The organism is Actinoplanes sp. 13 (assembly GCF_056134165.1).
Window position 1 is genome coordinate 40,891 of sequence record NZ_JBVYOQ010000021.1, and the last position, 19,814, is coordinate 60,704.

Annotated in this window: 16 protein-coding genes; 4 read left to right on the forward strand and 12 right to left on the reverse strand. The window is 71.2% G+C overall.

Going from position 1 to position 19,814, the window contains the following annotated elements; genetic code table 11:
- Positions 1–75: 75 nt before the first annotated feature.
- Positions 76–1,890, reverse strand: coding sequence for a S8 family serine peptidase (locus AC0NH5_RS31145; protein ID WP_474410386.1), 1,815 nt, complete (start codon positions 1,888–1,890; stop codon positions 76–78).
- Between the two features lie 151 nt (positions 1,891–2,041).
- Between AC0NH5_RS31145 and AC0NH5_RS31150 the strand changes: the two genes are divergently transcribed.
- Positions 2,042–3,148: an LCP family protein gene (locus tag AC0NH5_RS31150; RefSeq protein ID WP_474410387.1), complete on the forward strand. Its 1,107-nt coding sequence runs from the start codon at positions 2,042–2,044 to the stop codon at positions 3,146–3,148.
- A 16-nt stretch (positions 3,149–3,164) separates the two neighbouring features.
- Positions 3,165–4,580 (forward strand): M1 family metallopeptidase, encoded by a 1,416-nt coding sequence (locus AC0NH5_RS31155; protein ID WP_474410388.1) that lies wholly within the window; start codon positions 3,165–3,167, stop codon positions 4,578–4,580.
- Between the two features lie 55 nt (positions 4,581–4,635).
- On the opposite strand, the gene AC0NH5_RS31160 is transcribed toward AC0NH5_RS31155, so the two are convergent.
- Positions 4,636–5,754: a GuaB3 family IMP dehydrogenase-related protein gene (locus AC0NH5_RS31160; RefSeq protein WP_474410389.1), complete on the reverse strand. Its 1,119-nt coding sequence runs from the start codon at positions 5,752–5,754 to the stop codon at positions 4,636–4,638.
- Between the two features lie 56 nt (positions 5,755–5,810).
- Complete coding sequence (gene guaB, locus AC0NH5_RS31165; RefSeq protein WP_474410390.1) at positions 5,811–7,298, reverse strand: IMP dehydrogenase; 1,488 nt, start codon at positions 7,296–7,298, stop codon at positions 5,811–5,813.
- A 119-nt stretch (positions 7,299–7,417) separates the two neighbouring features.
- Here guaB and AC0NH5_RS31170 point away from each other — a divergent pair, with 119 nt between their 5' ends.
- Positions 7,418–7,807 (forward strand): DUF5319 domain-containing protein, encoded by a 390-nt coding sequence (locus AC0NH5_RS31170; protein ID WP_474410391.1) that lies wholly within the window; start codon positions 7,418–7,420, stop codon positions 7,805–7,807.
- Positions 7,808–8,033: 226 nt separating this feature from the next.
- Here AC0NH5_RS31170 and AC0NH5_RS31175 read toward each other — a convergent pair whose 3' ends face one another.
- Positions 8,034–8,882 (reverse strand): helix-turn-helix transcriptional regulator, encoded by an 849-nt coding sequence (locus tag AC0NH5_RS31175; protein ID WP_474410392.1) that lies wholly within the window; start codon positions 8,880–8,882, stop codon positions 8,034–8,036.
- A 231-nt stretch (positions 8,883–9,113) separates the two neighbouring features.
- Between AC0NH5_RS31175 and AC0NH5_RS31180 the strand changes: the two genes are divergently transcribed.
- Positions 9,114–9,500 carry a WhiB family transcriptional regulator gene (locus AC0NH5_RS31180; RefSeq protein ID WP_474410393.1) on the forward strand — a complete coding sequence of 129 codons (387 nt, stop codon included), beginning with the start codon at positions 9,114–9,116 and terminating at the stop codon, positions 9,498–9,500.
- A gap of 159 nt (positions 9,501–9,659) precedes the next feature.
- On the opposite strand, the gene AC0NH5_RS31185 is transcribed toward AC0NH5_RS31180, so the two are convergent.
- The 8 genes from AC0NH5_RS31185 to AC0NH5_RS31220 all read right to left on the reverse strand — a co-directional run bounded on the left by AC0NH5_RS31185 (position 9,660) and on the right by AC0NH5_RS31220 (position 19,803).
- Positions 9,660–11,312 carry a molybdopterin-dependent oxidoreductase gene (locus AC0NH5_RS31185; protein WP_474410394.1) on the reverse strand — a complete coding sequence of 551 codons (1,653 nt, stop codon included), beginning with the start codon at positions 11,310–11,312 and terminating at the stop codon, positions 9,660–9,662.
- 72 nt (positions 11,313–11,384) lie between these two features.
- A complete protein-coding gene (locus AC0NH5_RS31190; protein ID WP_474410395.1) occupies positions 11,385–13,124 on the reverse strand; it encodes a peptidase M16 family protein in 1,740 nt (579 codons plus the stop codon).
- Positions 13,121–14,065, reverse strand: a complete 945-nt coding sequence (locus tag AC0NH5_RS31195) for a hypothetical protein (RefSeq protein ID WP_474410396.1) — start codon at positions 14,063–14,065, stop codon at positions 13,121–13,123. Before AC0NH5_RS31195 ends, AC0NH5_RS31190 begins: the two co-directional genes overlap by 4 nt.
- Before the next feature lie 51 nt (positions 14,066–14,116).
- Positions 14,117–15,553 (reverse strand): peptidase M16 family protein, encoded by a 1,437-nt coding sequence (locus AC0NH5_RS31200; protein WP_474410397.1) that lies wholly within the window; start codon positions 15,551–15,553, stop codon positions 14,117–14,119.
- Entirely contained in the window at positions 15,550–16,488 is a 939-nt protein-coding gene (locus AC0NH5_RS31205; RefSeq protein WP_474410398.1) for a hypothetical protein, read from the reverse strand. The genes AC0NH5_RS31200 and AC0NH5_RS31205 overlap by 4 nt, the downstream gene beginning before the upstream one ends.
- A gap of 54 nt (positions 16,489–16,542) precedes the next feature.
- Complete coding sequence (locus tag AC0NH5_RS31210) at positions 16,543–17,721, reverse strand: ROK family transcriptional regulator (RefSeq protein ID WP_474410399.1); 1,179 nt, start codon at positions 17,719–17,721, stop codon at positions 16,543–16,545.
- A 25-nt stretch (positions 17,722–17,746) separates the two neighbouring features.
- A complete protein-coding gene (locus AC0NH5_RS31215) occupies positions 17,747–19,003 on the reverse strand; it encodes a sugar ABC transporter permease (RefSeq protein ID WP_474410400.1) in 1,257 nt (418 codons plus the stop codon).
- Entirely contained in the window at positions 19,000–19,803 is an 804-nt protein-coding gene (locus AC0NH5_RS31220) for an ATP-binding cassette domain-containing protein (RefSeq protein ID WP_474410401.1), read from the reverse strand. Before AC0NH5_RS31220 ends, AC0NH5_RS31215 begins: the two co-directional genes overlap by 4 nt.
- Positions 19,804–19,814 lie beyond the last annotated feature (11 nt).

Consider the following 19,814-nt stretch of genomic DNA (forward strand, 5'->3'; position numbering starts at 1 on the left):
TTTACCGGCGGCGATGAACACGGAATGCGACGAGGGGCCGGTCCTTACGGACCGGCCCCTCGTGAAAGCGGAGCGTCAGGCGCGGTAGTAGGTACGGGTGGTCAGATAACGGACGTTGCCCGCCTTGTCGTACACCCGGACCCGGACCTTCATCGTCTTCTTCTGCTTGGCCACCTTGAAGGAGAGCTTGTAGCCCGCCGTCGTGTCGGTGGCCGCCACCTTGCCGTTCACCAGCAGCTGGACCTTGCTGATGCCCGACTTGTCACTGGCCTTGACCGAGACCGAGACGGTGCCCTTCACGCGCGCCTTGTTCTTCGGCGCCTTGGTGATCGTCGCGGACGGCAGGACGTTGTCCGCGACGAGCGTGCGAACTCCGGTCCAGCGGGCGTTGCCGGCCTTGTCGGTGATCTTCATCTGCACCTTGACGGCGCCGTTACGGCTCCTGGTGTAGAGCTTCGGGCCCCACGGGTAGGTGTAGTCCCAGCTGTGCCACTTGCCGTCGACGTACAAATCGATCTTGCCGATGCCGGACCAGTTGTCCTTCAGGCCGGTCGGCGTGATGGTGACGGTGCTGCGCACCTTGGCGTTCTGGGCCGGGCTGATGCCGGTCGCGACCGGCGCCGTGGTGTCGGTGCCCTTGGTGAGCGCCGCGTTCGCGTCCACCAGGCCCTTCTCGGTCCAGCCGTTGTACCGGGCGGAGGCGCGGATCGAGTTCATCAGGCTCCACCCGTTGTACCGCGGGTTCTTCGACGCGACGAGCGCGGCGACACCGGCGACCAGCGGCGCGGCGAACGACGTGCCCTGCACCTCGTACTCGTCGTAGTCCCGGTCCCAGCAGCGCGACCGGTCGCCGTCCCAGCAGTAGTAGCCGTTGTTGCGCATGCCGGCGGTGATGCCGGGCGCCGCGACATCCACCCAGCTGCCGTAGCTCGAGAAGCTCGCCCGGGCCTGGCCCCCGGACCGGGTGTTGCTGGCGCCGACGGCGAGCACATCGCCGTACGCCGCGGGGTACTGCTTGGCGCTGGTGCCCTCATTGCCGGCCGCCGCCACGACCAGCACCCCACGCCCGGCCGCGTAGGCCACCGCGTCCTGCACCGCCGGCGAGTTGCCCGGGCCACCGAGCGACAAGTTGATGATCTTCGCACCCTGCTGGGCGGCGTAGATGATGCCCTGAGCGATGTCGGTGTTCCAGCCCGAGCCGCCGGCGTCGAGGACCTTGACCGGCAGGATCTCGCACTGCGCGCACACACCGGCCATGCCGGTCCCGTTGTCCGGGGTGGCGGCGATCAGGGACGCGACAACGGTGCCGTGCGGGAACCCGCCGTCGTCCGAGGCGTTGGTGTCGTTGTTGACGAAGTCGTAGCCGGGCAGCACCCGGCCGGACAGGTCGCCGACTGCCGAGACGCCGGTGTCGATCACGGCGACCTTCACCGGGCCGCCGGTGGTGGTGTTCCACGCGGTCGGGATCCGGATCTGACCGAGCTCAGGCTGGCGATTGTTCGTGTACACCGGGTCGTTCGGGGCGGCGAACGCCTTCACCTGTGTGTCCACCTGCACGTACGCGACATCCGGGTCGCGCTTCAGCGAGGCGATCAGGGAAGCCTGCCGGTTCTTCGGGACCTGGAGCGACTTGGCGCCCACCTCGGCGAGCAGGTCGCGGGAGAAGGTCCCGCGCCGCGCGTCGAGACCGGCCATGCCCAGCGCGCTCAGACTCGACAGGTTCGCCTTGGCGTCGACGCCGGCCTTGAGGCCGACGATGAGCCGGACCTGCTCCGCGGACGTGGACGTGGGCGGACTGGTGGCCGCGTTGGCCACGCCGTAGGCACCGAGGCCTGCGGCGAGTGAGGCGGCCGCCAAGCCGACGGTGGCTCGCCGGTGCAAAGACTTCATTCGCTACAGACCCTCCCCGTAGCGACGGTCGCGTATCGACGCATCGCGCGGGTCAGCGTACTGGCGATCTTAAATTCCGCAATCCCCGATTCCATTGAACGGGATGTGCACCGCCATTGAGCAGCACAGGGTTGTCCTCTACGGTTCCGGTATGCGGAACAGCAAGATCACGTGGGCGGTGATCGCCGGCGCGGTGATCGCACTGCTCGCGGGCGTGGGCGTGGCGATCGCGGTGAGCCGAGGATCATCCGAGCCCACCGCCGCCCCGGTGGGCGCGGCATCGCCGTCCGGAGCCCTCGCCGCACCCTCGGCCTCCGCCTCACCCGCGCCCTCCCCCGGCGCCGACATCAAAGGCCCGCTCAACCTGGTGCTGATCGGTGTCGACACCCGGGTGTCCGTCCCGGATTGGGAACCGCACGCGGACGCCATCCTGCTGCTGCACGTCGACGCCGGACTCGACTCGGGCTATCTCTACTCGCTGCCGCGCGACCTCCGCGTCGACATGCCGGCCTTCCCGAAAGCGGGCTTCGGCGGCGGACGCTACAAGATCACCGAAGCGATGAGCCGCGGCTCCCGGATCCCGGGCTCCGACCGGACCAGCGTCGAGCAGGGTTATGAGCTGCTCACCAGGACCCTCAGCGGATACACCGGGATCAAGACGTTCCAGGCCGGCGCGGTGCTCAACTTCGGCGGCCTGCGCAAACTCGTCGACCAGCTCGGCGGCATCGACATGACGATCGACCAGCGGGTCCGGTCGCGGCACCGCAAACCGGACGGCTCACTGCGCCCGCTCGCCCCCGGAGGCGGGGACCACGTCGGCCCGCAGAAGGTCTACAACCCCGGCCGGCAGCGCCTGGTCGGGTGGGAGGCGATCGACTACGCCCGCCAGCGCTACGGCCTGCCCAACGGCGACTACGACCGGCAGCGGCACCAGCGGCAGATGATCGAGGCCATCGTCACGAAGGGGCTGTCCCTCGACCTCACCGACCCGGGCCGGCTCGGCGGCGTGATCAACGCCCTCGGCGAGTCGCTGGTGTACGTGGGCGGGCGTACCCCGTTCGAGTACGCGTACGCCCTCCGGGACCTCACCCCCGCGAAGATCACCACCGTCGACCTGCCCGGCGACGGAATCGGCCGGGGCGGTGGCTACCTGGGAGAACAGCTCAAGGAAGAGGGCCGCGGCTTCATCAAGGCGGTGGCCCGGAACCAGGCCGCGGCATATCTGCGGCAGCATCCCGGGCTGATCGACAAGGGGTAGACGTAACCTCGATCTCATGACGCGACGGGGTGCCGGCCTGCTGGCCGCGGTGGTGCTGCTCGCCGGGTGCTCGGACACCCCTGACCCCGGCCCGGCGCCCAGTCCCACCCGGGCGCCGGATTTCCGGCCCGGGGCGGACGGCGCCGGCGACCCCTACTTCCCCAAATACGGCAACGGCGGATACGACGTCGCCGGGTACGACCTCGACCTGCGCTACGAACCGGACAACGGACGCCTCAGCGGCACCGCCACCATCACCGCGACCGCCACACAGGACCTGTCCCGGTTCAACCTCGACCTGGCCCGCCTCACCACCAGCAAGGTCACTGTGGACGGCGCCGACGCCACCGCCGCCGCGCAGGGCAACGAACTCGTGATCACGCCGGCCACCGGCATCCCCACCGGGCGCGAGTTCACCGTCGTGATCCGGTACGCCGGGGTTCCCGGGCCGCTCGAGAACGAGACCCTGGGCGAGGGTGGCTGGCTGCGCACCCAGGACGGCGCCATCGCCCTCGGCCAGCCCGAGTCGGCCAGCACCTGGTACCCCGTCAACGACCACCCGTCCGACAAGGCCACCTTCCGGCTGGCGATGACCGTCCCGAACGGCGTCGAAGCGATCAGCAACGGCGTGCCCGGCGAACGGCAGACGAAGGACGGCTGGACGACCTGGCGCTGGTCCGAGAACTCACCGATGGCGAGCTACCTGTCCACCGTGGTGATCGGGCAGTACCGGATCACCACCGGCACCCACGACGGCAAGCCGATGATCACCGCGATCCCCGACTCCCTGCCCGCCGACGGGGCGGCCGCCCGGTCCCTCGCCCGCACCGGCGAGATCACCGACCACCTCGCCACCTGGTTCGGCCCCTACCCGTTCGGCGCGAACGGCGGCGTCGTGGTCGACGAGGACCGGATCCGGTACGCACTGGAGACCCAGACCCGCCCGGTGTACGGCAACACGTTCTTCGCCGGTGGGGTCAACCCGGGCGTGGTGGCCCACGAACTGGCCCATCAGTGGTTCGGCGACAGCGTGGCGCTGAGCCGGTGGCAGGACATCTGGCTGAACGAGGGGTTCGCCACCTATGCGGAATGGCTGTGGTCCGAGAAGGACGGCGGGGACACCGCGGAGGAGATCTTCGAGCGGACGTACCGGGCGTTCGACTGGAGCGAGCCGCCCGGGGACCCGGGGGCCAGCCGGATCTTCGGGATCTCGGTCTACCAGCGGGGCGGGATGACTGTGCATGCGCTGCGCCGCACCATCGGCGACGACGCGTTCACCAAGCTGGTCACATCCTGGACCAGCGAGCACCGCGACGGCAACGTCACCACCGACCAGTTCATCGCCGCCGCCGAGGCCGCCTCCGGCAAGCAGCTCGACGACCTCTTCCAGGCGTGGCTCTTCGGCACCGAGCGGCCGCCCGCCCCGCAATGACGGAACCGGTGCGGAGAGCTGCCTCCGCACCGGCCGTAGGTCGTACCCGGAAGGTCTATCGGTCGAGGACCAGACCGACCTTCTGGAACTCCTTGACGTCGCGGTAACCGCATTTGGCCATCGCCCGCCGCAACCCGCCGAACAGGTTCAGCTGGCCGTCGGGGCGGTTGGCCGGCCCGTACAGCACCTCTTCCAAGGTGCCGTCCGGCTCCCCGGCGATGCAGAAACCGCCGCGCGGCAGGGCCGGGTGGCTGGCCGCGGAATGCCACCACGCGCCGCCGGCGGGGGCACCCTCGGCGAGGGACAGGGGCTCGCCGAGCATGACCGCGTCGGCGCCGCAGCCGATCGCCTTGGCGATGTCGCCGGACGTGGCGATGCCGCCGTCGGCGATCAGATGCACGTACCGGCCGCCGGTCTCGTCCAGGTAGTCGCGGCGTGCGGCCGCGGCGTCGGCGATCGCGGTGGCCATCGGCACCCGGATGCCGAGGACGGTGTCCGTCGTGGACCATTCGTCGGCGCCGACACCGACGATGACGCCGGCCGCGCCCGTCCGCATCAGGTGCAGGGCGGTCTTGTAGTCGGTACAGCCGCCGACGATGACCGGCAGGTCGAGGTCGGCGATGAACTCCTTGAGGTTCAGCGGCTCGTCGGTGGTGGAGACGTGCTCGGCGGAAACCAGGGTGCCCTGGATGACCAGCAGGTCCACACCGGCGTCCAGCACCACCGGGGCGAGCGTCAAGGTGTGCTGCGGGGACACCCGTACGGCCACGGTGACGCCACCGGCGCGGATCTGGCGGACCCGTTCGGCGATCAGCTCCGGCTTGATCGGTTCGGCGTACACCTCCTGGAGCCGCTTGGTGGCGTCCGCGTCCTCGTCCAGCGAGGCCAGCTCTTCGAGGATCTTGGTGGGGTCCTCGTAGCGGGTCCAGAGGCCCTCGGCGTTGAGCACACCCAAGCCGCCGAGACGGCCCAGGGCGACCGCCGAGTCGGGGCTCATGGTGGCGTCCGAAGGATGCGCGATGCAGGGGATCTTGAAGGGGTACGCGTCGAGGCGCCACTCGGTGGACACGTCGTCCACGTCACGGGTGCGACGGCTCGGAACGACCGCGATGTCATCCAGGTGGTAGCCGCGCTGGGCGGTCTTGCCTAGGCCGATCTCCACTACGTCACGCATGGCAGGGATGCCTTCAATTCGTTCTCAGGGGCGGTGGTCGGGGTGGTCGGAACCGGTCAACGGGAGTGGTAGTTCGGAGCCTCGACAGTCATCTGGATGTCGTGCGGGTGGCTCTCCTTGAGCCCGGCCGCGGTGATCCGGATGAGCTGTCCCCGCTCCTGCAGGTCGGGGATGGTCTCCGCGCCCACGTAGCCCATGGCCGCCCGCAACCCGCCGATCAGCTGGTGCGCCACCCTGGACAGAGGTCCACGATAGGGCACCTGGCCCTCGACACCCTCGGGAACCAGCTTGTCCTCGTTCACGTCCTGCTGGAAGTACCGGTCCTTGGAGTAGGACTTGGCCTGGCCGCGGGACTGCATCGCGCCGAGCGAACCCATACCGCGGTACGACTTGTACTGCTTGCCGTTGGCGAAGATCAGCTCGCCGGGGCTCTCCTCCGAGCCGGCCAGCAGGCTGCCCAGCATCACGGTGCTGGCGCCGGCCACGATCGCCTTGGCGATGTCACCGCTGTACTGGATACCGCCGTCACCGATCACCGGGACGCCGGCCGGGCGGCAGGCCCGGTTCGCCTCCATGATGGCCGTGATCTGAGGCACGCCCACACCCGCGACGATCCGCGTCGTGCAGATCGCGCCCGGCCCGACTCCGACCTTCACCGCGTCGGCACCGGCCTCGACGAGAGCCTGGGCCCCCGCGAACGTGGCGACGTTGCCGCCGACGATGTCGATCGGGACGTCCTTCTTCAGCCGCGCGACCATCTCCAGCACCGCACGCTGGTGGCCGTGCGCGGTGTCGACGATGACCACGTCCACACCGGCGTCGACCAGCTCGCGGGCCCGCTTGTAAGAATCGTCGCCGACGCCGACGGCCGCCGCCACCCGCAGCCGGCCCTGCGCGTCCTTCGCCGCGTTGGGGAACTGCTCGCTCTTGGTGAAGTCCTTCACCGTGATCAGCCCACGCAGACGGCCGCTCTCGTCGACCAGCGGCAGCTTCTCCACCTTGTGCCGGCTCAGCAGCACCAGCGCGTCGTCCTTGCTGACCCCGACCGGCGCGGTGATCAGCGGCGCCTTGGTCATCACGTCGCGGACCTTGGCGTCGAAGTCGCTGACGAACCGCATGTCACGGTTGGTCACGATGCCGACCAGCACACCGTCGGCGTCGACGACCGGGGCGCCGGAGATCCGGTACCGCGCGCACAGCGCGTCGACCTGCCGCAGCGTGTCGTCGGGGCCGCAGGTGACCGGGTTGGTGATCATGCCGGACTCGGACCGCTTCACCAGGTCGACCTGCGCCGCCTGATCCTCCACCGAGAGGTTGCGGTGCAGCACGCCGATGCCGCCCTGACGGGCCATGGCGATCGCCATCCGCGCCTCGGTGACGGTGTCCATGCCGGCGGACAGCAGAGGAATGGAGAGCTCGACGTTGCGCGTCAGGCGCGTCAAGGTGTTGACCCGGCTGGGCACCACGTCCGACTCGCCGGGCTGCAGCAGCACGTCGTCGAAGGTCAGACCGAGAGGAACGGTGCGGGCGCTGTCAGTTTCCACAAATCATCCCTAGACAAGAGGCGGAGTCCATCATCCTACCCATCCCGGCAGTGGCACCCGGGCGGCGGACAGAACGTGCGGGCCAGCACAGCAGCGGGCGGGGTGAGTACGGTATGGGGGTGCAAGATGAGCCGATCGACCCGTTCAACGGCGACCCGACCGACCCGGCCGCCGGACTCGACGACCCCAACGAGGACGCCGAGTCCGAACCGCTGACCGAGGACGAGCGCCAGGACGTCCTGGAGGACCTTTCCGACCTGGAGATCTACCAGGCGTTACTGAGTCCGACAGGCATCCGTGGGCTGGTGATCGAGTGCGAGGACTGCCACGAGCCGCACTACTTCGACTGGGACCTGCTCCGGGGCAACCTGCGCCACCTGCTGAGCAGCGGACGGCCGCGGGTGCACGAGCCGGCCTTCGACCCGGACCCCGACCACTACGTCACCTGGGAGTACGCCCGGGGTTACGCCGACGGCGTCCACGACACCCTGACCGAGGGCACTGATTAATTGCTCCGCTTCGCTCCGCGGGCAAACGCCTTTTAACCGGTGAGGAGGCAGGCGATTTCCCGCCGCCCGCAAACCCCGCGGGCGTCGGAAAATCACTTGCCTCCTCACCGGCGGCGTTTGCGGGGGTGACCGGGACGGCCACGAGTACCGCGGGGGTGGCCGGGTTGGCCGCGGGTTCCGCAGGTTGGCCGTGGGTGACGGTGGGTGGCCTGGGTGTTGGTGTTGGTTAGGCGACCAGGCCTGCTCGGAAGCCGGCGGCTACCGCGTGGGCTCGGTCGCGGGCGCCGAGCTTGCGGAAGAGCCGCCGGGCGTGGGTCTTGACCGTGTCCTCGGACACGAACAGCTCCCGGCCGATCTCCGCGTTGCTCTTGCCGTCGGCCATTCCCCGGAGCACCTGCAGCTCCCGCTCGGTGAGCGTGAGCCGCCGGCCGGTCGGCGCCGCGTCGGCCATGCCGACCCCGGCCTCGTTGCCGGGCCACGCCACCATCGGCCGTCCGGTCGCCGGGTCGATCGGCGCGTCACCGCGCTGCGCCGGGACCATCGGTGAGTTGGGCAGCATGGCCGGCACAGCGGCCGCGTTCGGCACCCCCATGCCGGGGCCCCCGTGATACTGGCCACGGGCGGCCGGTGAGTTGTTGTTGCGAGCGCCGCCGGCCACCGTGGCCGGTTGCGCGTTCGCGCCGTTGATCGGCATGCCCTGTGGCCGTACCGGCAACAGCAGCAGGAGCAGTGCCTTGGCGACGACACTGACCAGGTCGTGCTCGACGCCACGGATGACGCCCCGGGCGCCGGCGGCGACGGCGGCCGCGGCGACCCGCGGATCTTCCGCGCCGAAGAGCACCACCTGCGCCTGAGGGGCACGGGCCAGTACGCGCCGGGTGAAACCGACGCTGTCAGGACGGGTCACGGCGGTGTCGGCCAGGACGACTTCGGCCGGCCGTTCCGCCAGTCGGATCATGGCCTCGGTCTCGCTGACCGCGGTCCGGACGACGCCGGTCATGCCGAGCCGGGCCGCGGTGGACGCGACGGTCTGGGCCGCCAGCGGGGTTCGGACGCACACGAGGACGGTACGCACAGTGATCCTCCTTCTCTCTCAGAGGAGATCACGCGAGGGCCGCAGCATTACGCGCTTTAGATGGAAAAAACGGGAAAGAAAGGTATGACTTGCCACCCCTTTGCCATGCCGCTCACGAAGACATCGACATCGTGCGTGTGAGGCGGCTGTGGCCGGGGTACACCGGCGAAAGGCCTGAGCCAGGCTCCCCACGAACAACACTCCGCGGTGCCGCGCGGGAGGAGGGTGTTGATGTCGAACGTTCGCAGACTGCCCGGACCCATCGCCGATCTTTGGGACTGGCAGCGGCTGGGACTTTGCCGGGGCCGGGACAGTGCGCAGTTCTTCCACCCCGACGGCGAACGCGGGTCGTCCCGCAACCGCCGTGAGGCCAAGGCGAAGTCCGTGTGTGGCGCCTGCCCGGTTCGGGCGGAGTGCGCCGCGCACGCCCTCGCGGTTCGCGAGCCGTACGGCGTGTGGGGAGGTTTCAGCGAATCGGAGCGGCTGCGGCTGCTCGCGGTCGGCTGGGAGGATCTGGCCGATCGTCACGGACGTGTCGACCTTGTCCGGCTCGAGGCACGCCTCGGCCGACCCCACAAGTCGGCGGTGCCCGCACAGCGGCAGGCACCGGCGGCCTGACGCCGCCCGGCGCGCGGCAGCACCAAACGGCTGGCGATACGGTCCTCGGACGAGGGCCGTGTCGAGTGGTTCCGCGGTTCTTCAACCGCATCGGTGGACATGCAAGCCACCGTATGAGCGACTTGCGCATTCGAGTCGGACCGAAAGTGCGGCTTCGGGCTAATCGATGTCGAGGGTGACCGCGTGCCACCCGGTCGCGCCGTCGGGATCCGGTGGGGCCGGCTCGGAGGTCTGTGTCACTCCATCGAGATCGGTCGCGCGCACCCGTAAGGTGTGTCGCCCGGCGGAGGCCGCCCAGCTCAGGCTCCACTGGCGCCAGGTGTCCGTGGAAACTGCCGGCGCCAGGTCGGCGAGCTGCCACGGGCCGTCGTCGACCTGCACCTCTACCTTGGCGATGCCGCGGTGTTGCGCCCAGGCCACCCCGGCCACCGTGACCGGGCCGGCCGGCCGGGCAGCCCCGGAGCGGGGAGTGTCGATCCGCGACTGGGTCTTCACCGGCGCCTGCGCCGACCAGCCGCGCGGAACCCAGTAGGCGTCGAAGTCGGCGAACCGGGTCAGCTCGATCTCGGTGATCCACTTGCAGGCGGAGACATAGCCGTACAGTCCGGGAACGATCATCCGGACCGGAAAACCGTGCCGGATCGGCAGCGGCTCGCCGTTCATCCCGATCGCGAGCAGCGCGTCCCGGCCGTCACGCAGCACCGCGGTCGGCGCGCCACAGGTCCAGCCGTCCACCGACCGCTGCACGACCTGATCGGCTCCGGGCAACGGGTCGGCCTCGTCCAGCAGCTCCTTGATCGGCGTGCCGAGCCAGAGCGCGTTGCCGATCAGATCCCCGCCCACCTCGTTGGAGACGCACGCCAGCGTCACGTACCGCTCGACCATCCGCCGCCGCAGCAGATCGTCCCAGGTCAGCGTGATCGGGTTGCGCACCATGCCGTGGATCCGCAGCTGCCAGGACGTCGGGTCCACCTGCGGCGAGACCAGCGCCGTGTCGATCTGGTAGAAATCGCGGTTCGGCGTGACATAGGGGACGGCACCGGGCGCCTGCACCCCCGCGGGCACCACGGGCGGCGGTTCGGCGGCGGCCGGGAGCGTCACCGCTTCGCGGGCCTCGTCGACCGTGCGCCAGGCGGTCAGCATGCGACCCGCCGCCCCACCGGCCGCGGCAACCGCGGCGACGATCCCCAGATCACGGAGGAACCTGCGGCGGCTTTCTTTGGGGTACGCGCCGAAGGCTCCCTCAACCGCAACGGCGCGTCCCGCCGGCGGTGACTCGGCACCTGCCGGGTCGAGGCCGTCCGCCTCCGCCGGGCTGAGCTGCCCACTCACCGGCCCGGCCGAACCCGCCGGGATCAGCTCCCGCGCCGGGACCGCCGGCTCCGCGTGCGCCGCCAACCGCAGCAGGTGCCGCAGCACGACGACCGCGAGCACCGCCCCGGCGACCGAGGGCAGCACCGATTCCAGGCCCGCTCCGGCCCGGGTGACCGCCGCGCCCGCCCCGATCGCACCGAACACCGCGATCCCGGCGGCGCCCGCCGCCCACCTGCGCCGGGCGAGGACGCCCATGCCGTACGCGTAGAGGCTCAGCAGCACGGCCGTGCCCACCAGCAGAGCTGTCTTGTCATGCACCCCGAAGACCTGGATGCCGAAGTCCTTGACCGCGGCCGGCACATGGTCGACCACCACGCCGCCGACCGCCACGATGGGCGCGGACCGCGCCCCGGTCACGACCGCGACCAGTTCGGCCGCGCCGATCGCCGCCGCCGCGGCGGCCACCCCGGACAGGCCGGCTTGCAGGGATGCTCTCACCACACCATCCTGCACCGGCGCGGACCGTTTCCACGGGTCGCGCCGGCGGCGGATCGATCGATGTGGCTCTTCCTAGCGCCTCCGCAGGCGGCGGATCGACTTGACGATGCCGTAGCCGCAGCCGGCCGCGACGGAGAGGAAGGACAGCCCCATGATGACTTCGACGCCGGTCTCGTCGTTGTCGGCCACCGCGGCCAGCAGCATCACGGCGGCGAGCAGGCCGGCGAAGAGCAGGATCGGGGAGAGCAGCACGAGCGCGACGACCGCGCCCGCCGAGCCGCCCCCGCCCTCCGCGGAGCTCTCCTGCGACGAGGGGCCCTGATAGGCCGGCGGCAGCTGACCCGGCTGCTGCTGGTCGGACGGGCGCGGCACCGGGATCCGCTCCGCGTCGCGCGGCGGCATCGGGGTGCGCAGCTCCGGGCGTACCCGGGCGTCCAGGGCCGGGACCAGGGCGTGCCCGTTGGCGAACAGCGTCGGCTCGAAGCTGACCTGGATGCCGTCGTGGCCGACGAACCGGCGGGCGCCGTCCGGCCAGGCCAGCACCGCGGCGCACTGGTCGAACCAGACTGTGGCGGCCGAGCCGTCGCCGACCACGCTGACGCCGCGCTCACCGGCGACCAGGCTGAGCTCGGGATCCTCCAGCGATGGGTACGACGTGCCCTGCACGACCTCGTCGGAGGAATTCGGGGCGGCCGTGTAGCCGGCCCAGTCGGCGCCGGTGCGGCCCGGCGTCATCATCAGGCCGTCGGCGTACGCCCTGGCGGCGACGGCGGCAACATCGTCCCGGGTGACCGCCCGCAGCTCGGTGAGCGCTTCGTCGAGAGTCAGCACCGACCGACCGGCCAGCAGGTTGAACGCCTGACCGGGCAGCCGGGAGCCGTTCTCCTCGGCGTGCGTGAGCTCCTCGCAACGCTGGTTCACCACCGTGGTCACGTCGGCCTGATCGATCACGCCGAGTCGCACGGCCGCCAGCACGTCCACGAAGCCGCCGAGGACGGCGCCCTGCTTCTCCGGCAGCGCGTCGGCGAACGCCGAGATCACCGCGGAGCCGTCGGCGCGGGGCTCGTAGTTGGAGGCCACCGTGTAGGAGAGACCGCTCTCCTGCCGCAGCGAACGGAACAGCATCCGCTCCAGCACGCCGGAGAAGACCGCGGCGCGCGGTTCCCGCCGCACGACCGAGTTCCAGGCGACCACGTTGGACGGACCGCTGAAGTACGCCGGCCGTACCGGAAGAGCGGACGACGGCGCCGGAACCGGCTGCCGGTAGCCGGCCGGTAGGTTGAGCTTGAGCCCGGCCGGCACGCCCGGGCCGGCGATCCAGAGCGCCGCGTTCTGCTGGGTGAAGTACCGCGCGACCCAGCCGCGCAGCTCGTCCGGGGTGATCCCGGTGAGACCCCACTCCGGATAGGTGACGACGCCGTAGTCCCGGGCGCCGTGCCGCCAGAGCGCCAGCGCCTCGGTCGGTCCTTCGCTGCGCCCGTTCTCCTCGGTCCGCAGGATCTCCTTCTCGGTGCTGAGCCGGTGCATCGGCAGGTCGCTCAACCCGGTGCAGACGCCGTTCAGGAAGGCGACGATGTCGGCCTCGGCGCCCTGCATGTGGAAGAACGTGTACTCCACCCCGGTGGCGCCGTTGTAGTGGTAGTCGGCCACCCCGAAGGAGTGCAGCGCCAGGTGCTCGACCAGGTGGGTGATGCCCCGCTTGGCCAGCGGCTCGTCGGCGAACCCGACCCGGAAGACCAGACCGGCGTGCATCGGTCCGTTCGTGGGCGCGAGGACGGTGGGTATCCCGTCGACGTCCAGTTGAGTGATCATCGGTTGCCTCCGAACGCCCAGGCCCGGGCCTGCTGGATCTGGGTGACGACGTCCTCGTTCACGTACGTCCACGGGTGCCGGGTGGCCATCGGGCCCAGCGCGCTGAAGGTGGCAGCCGCGGCCTGCCGGTCGTCGAGGAGCATGAAGATCAGGGCGAACGTGCTGAGCGCCTCGACCCAGCCGTACCCGCGGCGGAACTCCGGGTGCCAGATCGACCGCTGCGCGGCCTGGTAGATCTCCGCGCGCACCTGCTCACCGCGCAGGTAACCGAGCATGTCGTCGCGGGTGCTGCCGTCGAAGACGTGCTCGAGGTGCGCCTCCGCCACCAGCACCCCGTGCGGGCTGCCGGGCGGCGCGGCCTCCATCGCCTCCCGCGCGTACTGGTGCACCTGGTCCCAGCTGCCGCTCCACTTCGGGCAGAGGATCTGCAGGAGCTGGAGTTGGCCGGGCAGGTGGTGCGGGTCGGCGGTCATCAGCCGGTCGTGGCGGCGGCGGCTCTCCGCGACGCCGAGCTGGAGGCCGCGGGCCGAGGTGATCCGGGCGGTCCAGATCGCCGGGTCCTTCGGGTTGTACGCCGCCCCGTCGATCAGCACCTGCTCGGCCTTGCGCAGCCAGTCCCGGAACGCGGCGAACTGCTCCTGGCTCACGTACTGTGCGCTGGCCCCGGTGCGGATCTTCCACGCGACGTCGATCACGTGTGCTCCGAGCAGTGCGGAGGCCGTGCCGTCGGCCGGGTTCGCGGCCAGCACCGGGCGCAGGAGATCCTCCAGGCCCTTCTCCTCGGAGACCGTGTCGATGATCGCGGTCCGCAGCGCCGGACCGGCGGCGTCGAGCACGGCACGGCAGGCCGGCCAGTCACGGCGGGCCAGCGCCACGCGCGCCGTCTCGATCTCGGGGTAGGCGGCGGCGCGGTCGAGCACCACGTCGGTGGGTTGGGACATGGCGGGCAGCATAAAGGTCGATCACCACACGGCGCACCGGTGATATCGACCTCAGCTGGAACCCGACTCCCGCGCGGGCATCGCGATGTGGGACCGCGCGAGCGCCCGGGCGTCGATCTCGCTGGTCAGCGCGTCGCCACCGCGGTACCGGGCGGGGTCGACGCGGACCGTCACGCCGTCCTCGCCGACCAGGTCGCGGACTCCGTCGGGCCAGGCCAGCACCGCTGCGCAGGCGTCGTACCGGACCGTGGTGGTCGTCCCACCGTCGATCAGGCTGACTCCCTCGTCGCCGTGCACCAGCCGCACGCCGCGTTGGCCACGGGCACGCCGGGCACGGCCGGCGACCGGGGGCGTGTCCTGCGGCCGGGCCGGCGGATAGCCGCCCCACTCGGCGCTCAGGCCGGCCGGGGTCATCAGCAGTCCCGCGTCGTACGCCGCCGCCGCGACCTCCGCGACCTCACCCGGGGTCACGGCACTCGCCTCGGTCACCGCGTCGTCGAGGTTCCGCACGCCCAGCCCGGCCAGCACGTTGAAGGCCTGCCCCGGCAACCGGCCGCCGCGACGTTCCGCCTCCCGCAGTCCCCGGCAGGTCAGCTCCACCACGGTGGCCACGTCGTCCGCCTCGACCCGCCCGGCCCGCATGGCGGCGAGCGCGTCGACGAAGCCGCCGAGCGCCGCGTCCGCCCGGCCGGGCAGCGGGTCGGCCGAGGCGGTGATCCGGGCGGTCCGGCCGGCCCGGGGCTGGTACTCGGTACGGACCGTCCCGGCGATCTCGCTGCGCCGGCACAGGTCCCGGTGCAACTGGCGCTCCAACACGTTGGCGAAGACCGCGGCGCGGGCCTCCCGGCGTACCACCGTGTCCCATGCCGTCTCGGTGCCGGCGCCGGCGAACGAAGCCGGTGTGGCCGCCAGCGCCGACGACGGAGCCGGCGCCGGCTGCCGCTCGCCCTCCGCGAGATCCAGCCGCAGACCTTCCGGCACCGCCTCGCCGGCCACCCAGAGCACCGCGTTCGCCCTGGTGAAATAGCGGGCGATCCACTCGTGCAGGTGGTCGGCGCCGAGACTGTGCAGGCCCGGCTCGCCGAAACTGGGCATGCCGAAATCGCGGGCGCCGTGCCGCCGCATCGGCATCGGATCGGCGGCCCGGCCGGTCTCCTCCGCCCGCACGGCGGCCTTCTCGGTGTCGATCCAGTCGACCGGCAACCGGCGCAGCGCGGCGCACACCCGGGTGACGAAGGTCCTGATCCGCTCGGCGTCGCCCTGCACGTGGAAGTAGGTGTGCTCGATGCCGACCTTGCTGTTGCGGTGGCTGCTCATCCCGAGGTCGTCGGTGCCGGACAGGACCAGGTGCTGGACCAGGTGGGTGATGCCCCGCCGGGTCAGCGGCTCGTCGGCGAGACCCACCCGGAAGACCAGACCGGCGTGCGCTGTCCCGGTGATCGGGGCCTGCAGCGCCGGCACGCCGTCCACCTCCAGCTGCCTGATCATGAGCTTCCTTCCCGTACGAACGCGGTGCGGATCCGGTAGGAGCGAATCACCGCGGCGGCGCTGTCCCCGAGGTGGTGCCACGGGTACTCGGTGCCCAGGCCGTCCAGGGTCTCGAAGATCGCCCGCGCCGTCCGGAGCTCGCCGGCCAGGCAGAAGGCCATCGCGAAGGTGTTCAGCGTCTGCACCCAGCCGTGGGTCCGCCGGAACTCGGGGTGCTGGACCGAGCGTGCCGCGGCCTCGCTCAGCTCGGTGAGCGCCGGGCCTGCGGAGAGATGCCGCCGGGCGCCGGACGCGGTGCCGCCGCCCTCGGCGAGCGCCTGTTCCAGGTGCGCCTGGGCGACCAGGACGGCCTGGTGCGTGCCGGGCGGAGCAGCGTCCGCGGCGGCCCGTGCGAACGCGTGCGCCTCCGGCCAGGATCCGCCCCAGCGGGGGGTCAGCTGCTGGAGCAGCTCCTCCTGCCCGGGCAGATGATGGGGGTCGAGCTCGGCGAGCCGGTCGTACCGGCGGCGGGCCTCGGCCTGGCCGAGCTCCAGGCCGCGGGCCGAGGTCAGGCGGGCGGTCCAGACCGCGGGGTCTCCGGGGGTCCACGCGGCGGCCGTGACGAGCGTCAGCTCCGCCGCCCGCAGCAGCTCCCCGGCCGGCGCGGTGTTCCGGCGGAAGGGCCGGCCGGTGCGCGCCGCCCACCCGGTGACCAGCAGACGTTGCGCGACCAGCACCGCCGCGGCGCCGTCGGCGGGATCGGCGGCCACCACGTCGCGCACGAAAGGGCTCTCCCGGTCGGCGCAGGAGCGCAGCAGGAGGGTTCGCTCCACCGGCTCAGCGGCGTCGAGCAGCTTCCGCACGGCCGGCCAGTCCGTCGCGTCGAGGGCGGCACGCAGCGACGCGATCGTCGGGTAGGCGGCCGCCGGGTCGAGCACCGGTTGACGCGGGAGCATGGCGCGCAGCATAGATGCTCGGCAGTGGACCGGCGCGCTGCGGGGTGAACGGGGTCAGGGCAGCAGCGGGTCGCCCAGGAGGTGCTCGAAGGCCAGCTCGGCGGCGCCGATCAAGGCGGCGTCGGTGCCCAGCTCCGGGGTGCGCAGCCGGACGTGTTCCCGGCAGGCGGGCAGGCCGACCGCGTTGAGCCGGCTGCGGATCTGCGCGGCGGCGCCCAGATAGATGTCGCGCAGGGTGCCGCCGAAGATGACGACCTCCGGGTTGAAGATGTTGACCAGGTTGCCGACACCGAACCCGAGCCAGTCGCCGACCTGCCGCAGCGCGTGCTGGGCCTGGCTGTCGCCGCGCATCGCGGCGTCCACCACCTCGAGGACCGCGTCCCGGCCGGCGCGGTCGGCCCGCCCGGCGAGCCGGAGCAGCGCGTGTTCGCCGATCTCGGTCTCCCAGCAGCCCCGCGAGCCGCAGGAGCACGGCCGGCCGTACGGGTTGACCACCATGTGGCCGACCTCGCCGCCGTAGCCGCCGTGTCCGGTGACCCGGCGCCCACCGGCCACGATCCCGGCGCCGACGCCCACGTCGCCGTAGAGGTAGATGACGTTGTCGCAGTTCACCGCGGCGCCCCGGTTGTGCTCGGCGAGCGCACAGAGGTCGGCGTGGTTGCCGACGCTGAGTCGGCCGGACTCCCCCAGCTCGGCGCGGAGCGCTGCGCCGACCGGCTCCTCGACCCAGCCGATCGTCGGCGCGAGACGGACCACGCCGTCCTCGCGCCGCACCATGCCGGCCACCGCGAGGCCACTGCCCACGCACCGGGCGCCGTCCGGCACCGAGGCGCGCATGGTCCGGATGAATCCGGCGAGCGGCTGCACCGCGTCGCCGGTGCTCATCCCGGGCGGCCGCTCGGTCTCGTGCTGCTCCAGGATCCGCCCGCCGAGACCGACGCGGGCCGCACGCACCCGGTCCACCTCGATGCTCAACGCGTAGGCGTAGACCCGGTCCGACTCGGGCCGGACGACCAGTGATGGTCGCCCGGCCCGGCCGGTCTCGCGTGGCGCCGCCTCGGTGACCAGCCCGGCGCTGATCAGTTCGGCGGTCAGGGCCCCGATGGTGCTGCGGTTGAGGCCGAGCCGGCTGGTCAGCTCCGCCCGGGACGTCGCGCCGTGCATGTGCACGTAACGAAGGAGCGTTCCGAGGTTGTGCCGGCGTACCTCTTCCTGACTGGGGCCGGCGCGCATCAGCGCACCGTCCCCGCGTTCTGCCTCATCGGTTTCCGGTGGCGGCTGCCCTGCGTCGGGCGAGGGCGTCGACGCTCGCCGCAGCGAGCAGGATCAGGCCGGTGAAGATGTACTTCTGGCCGGAGCTGAAGCCCATCAGGCCCATGCCGTTGTCGATGACCGCGATCACCGCGCCACCGATCACGGCGTTGATGATCTTTCCCTTGCCGCCGAAGAGGCTGGTGCCGCCGATGACCGCGGCGCCCACCGAGTAGAGCAGGATGTTGCTGCCACCGGTGTTCGGGTCCACCGAGCTGGCCCGGCTGACGATCAGGATGCCGCCGATCGACGCCATGAACGAACCGATCACGAAGACCGAGATGCGGATCCGGTCGACCGGGATACCGGCGCGGCGGGCCGCCTCGGCGTTGCCGCCGACCGCGTAGACGTGCCGGCCGTAGGTGGTGCGGCTGAGCACGAAGGTCCAGATGACCACCGCCACCGCGACGATCGGCACCACGATCGGGACGCCCTTGAGCGAGTTGATCGCCGGGTTGATCGCCCGCTCCTGGGTGAGCACCGCAGTCGCCGCGATCATGAGGGCCGCGAGCCCGGCGATGCGCAGCAGGACGATGCCGAGAGGGTCGGTGATCAGCTTGCGACTGGCCCGGCGGCGGTACCTGTTGAGCTGGACCGCCGCGAAGCCGACCACCGCGACGACGGTGAAGAGCCAGCTCCACAGCACCGGCATGTTGTCGTTGTTGAGTGCGCGGACGAACTCGTCGGTGATCGAGACGTTCTTGCCGCCGCCGAGCATGGTGAGCAGCACGCCCTGGAAGCCCAGGAACGCCGCCAGCGTCACCACGAACGACGGGATGCCGAGCTTGGCCACCAGCAGGCCGATCGCGAGACCGATGAGCAGGCCGGTGAGCAGGGCCGCCGGGATCGCGACGTACCACTCCATGCCCCGGTTGGTGAGCAGGATGGCCATCACCGCGCCGCAGACACCGCTGGCGAAACCGGCGGAGAGGTCGATCTCGCCGAGCAGCAGCACGAAGACCAGGCCCATGGCGATGAAGGTGACCTGGGCGGCCTGGTTGAACAGGTTCGCGAAGTTGAGCGGGCTGAGGAACGTCTCGCTGCGGGCGGTGCTGAAGATCAGGGCGAGCACGAGAAGGCCGAGCACGGCCGGGAGGGTGCCGAGGTCGCCGCCGCGCACCCGGGCCCAGTAGTCCCGGATGTGGCTGCCCACGGTGGGCTTGACGGCCTGGATGCCGCCGGCGGTCGTGGTTGTCGTGGTCACTTGTCGTCTCCCGGCGTGATGTCGACGAAGTCGGACGGCTTCTCGGGCGGCAGGCCGAGATTGCCGCTGCGTCCCCCGGTGATCAGCTCGACGATCTGGGAGTGGGTGACGTCGGCGGCCTTGACCTGCGCGGCCATCCGCCCGAGGTAGAGCGCCGCGATCCGGTCCGAGACCGCGAAGACGTCGTTCATGTTGTGCGAGATCAGCACGACGCCGAGACCGTTGTCGGCGAGCCGGCGGACCAGCTCGAGGACCTGAGCGGTCTGCGCGACGCCGAGGGCCGCGGTCGGCTCGTCCAGGATCACGATCCGGCTGTTCCAGAGCACGGCCTTGGCGATCGCCACGGTCTGCCGCTGGCCGCCGGAGAGGCTGGAGACGAGCTGGCGCAGCGACTTGACGGTCCGCACCGAGAGGCTGCGCAGCGTCTCGCCGGCCATCTCCTCCATGGTGTCCTCGTCGAGGACGATGCCGTTCTTCTTCTCCCGGCCGAGGAACATGTTCTGGACGATGTCCAGGTTGTCGCAGAGCGCAAGGTCCTGGTAGACGACTTCGATGCCCAGGGCGGAGGCGTCCCGGGGACTGTTGATCGTCACCTCCTTGCCGTCGAAGGTGACCGTGCCCGCGTCGATGTTGTAAATGCCGCTGATGCACTTGACCAGCGTGGACTTGCCGGCGCCGTTGTCGCCGACCAGAGCGGTGACCTCGCCCGGGTAGACGTTGAGTCCGACGTCGTGGAGGACCTGGACGGGACCGAAGCTCTTGTCGATCCCGCGCAGTTCCAGAAGGGGTGTCGCGGCCACGGGATGGTTCT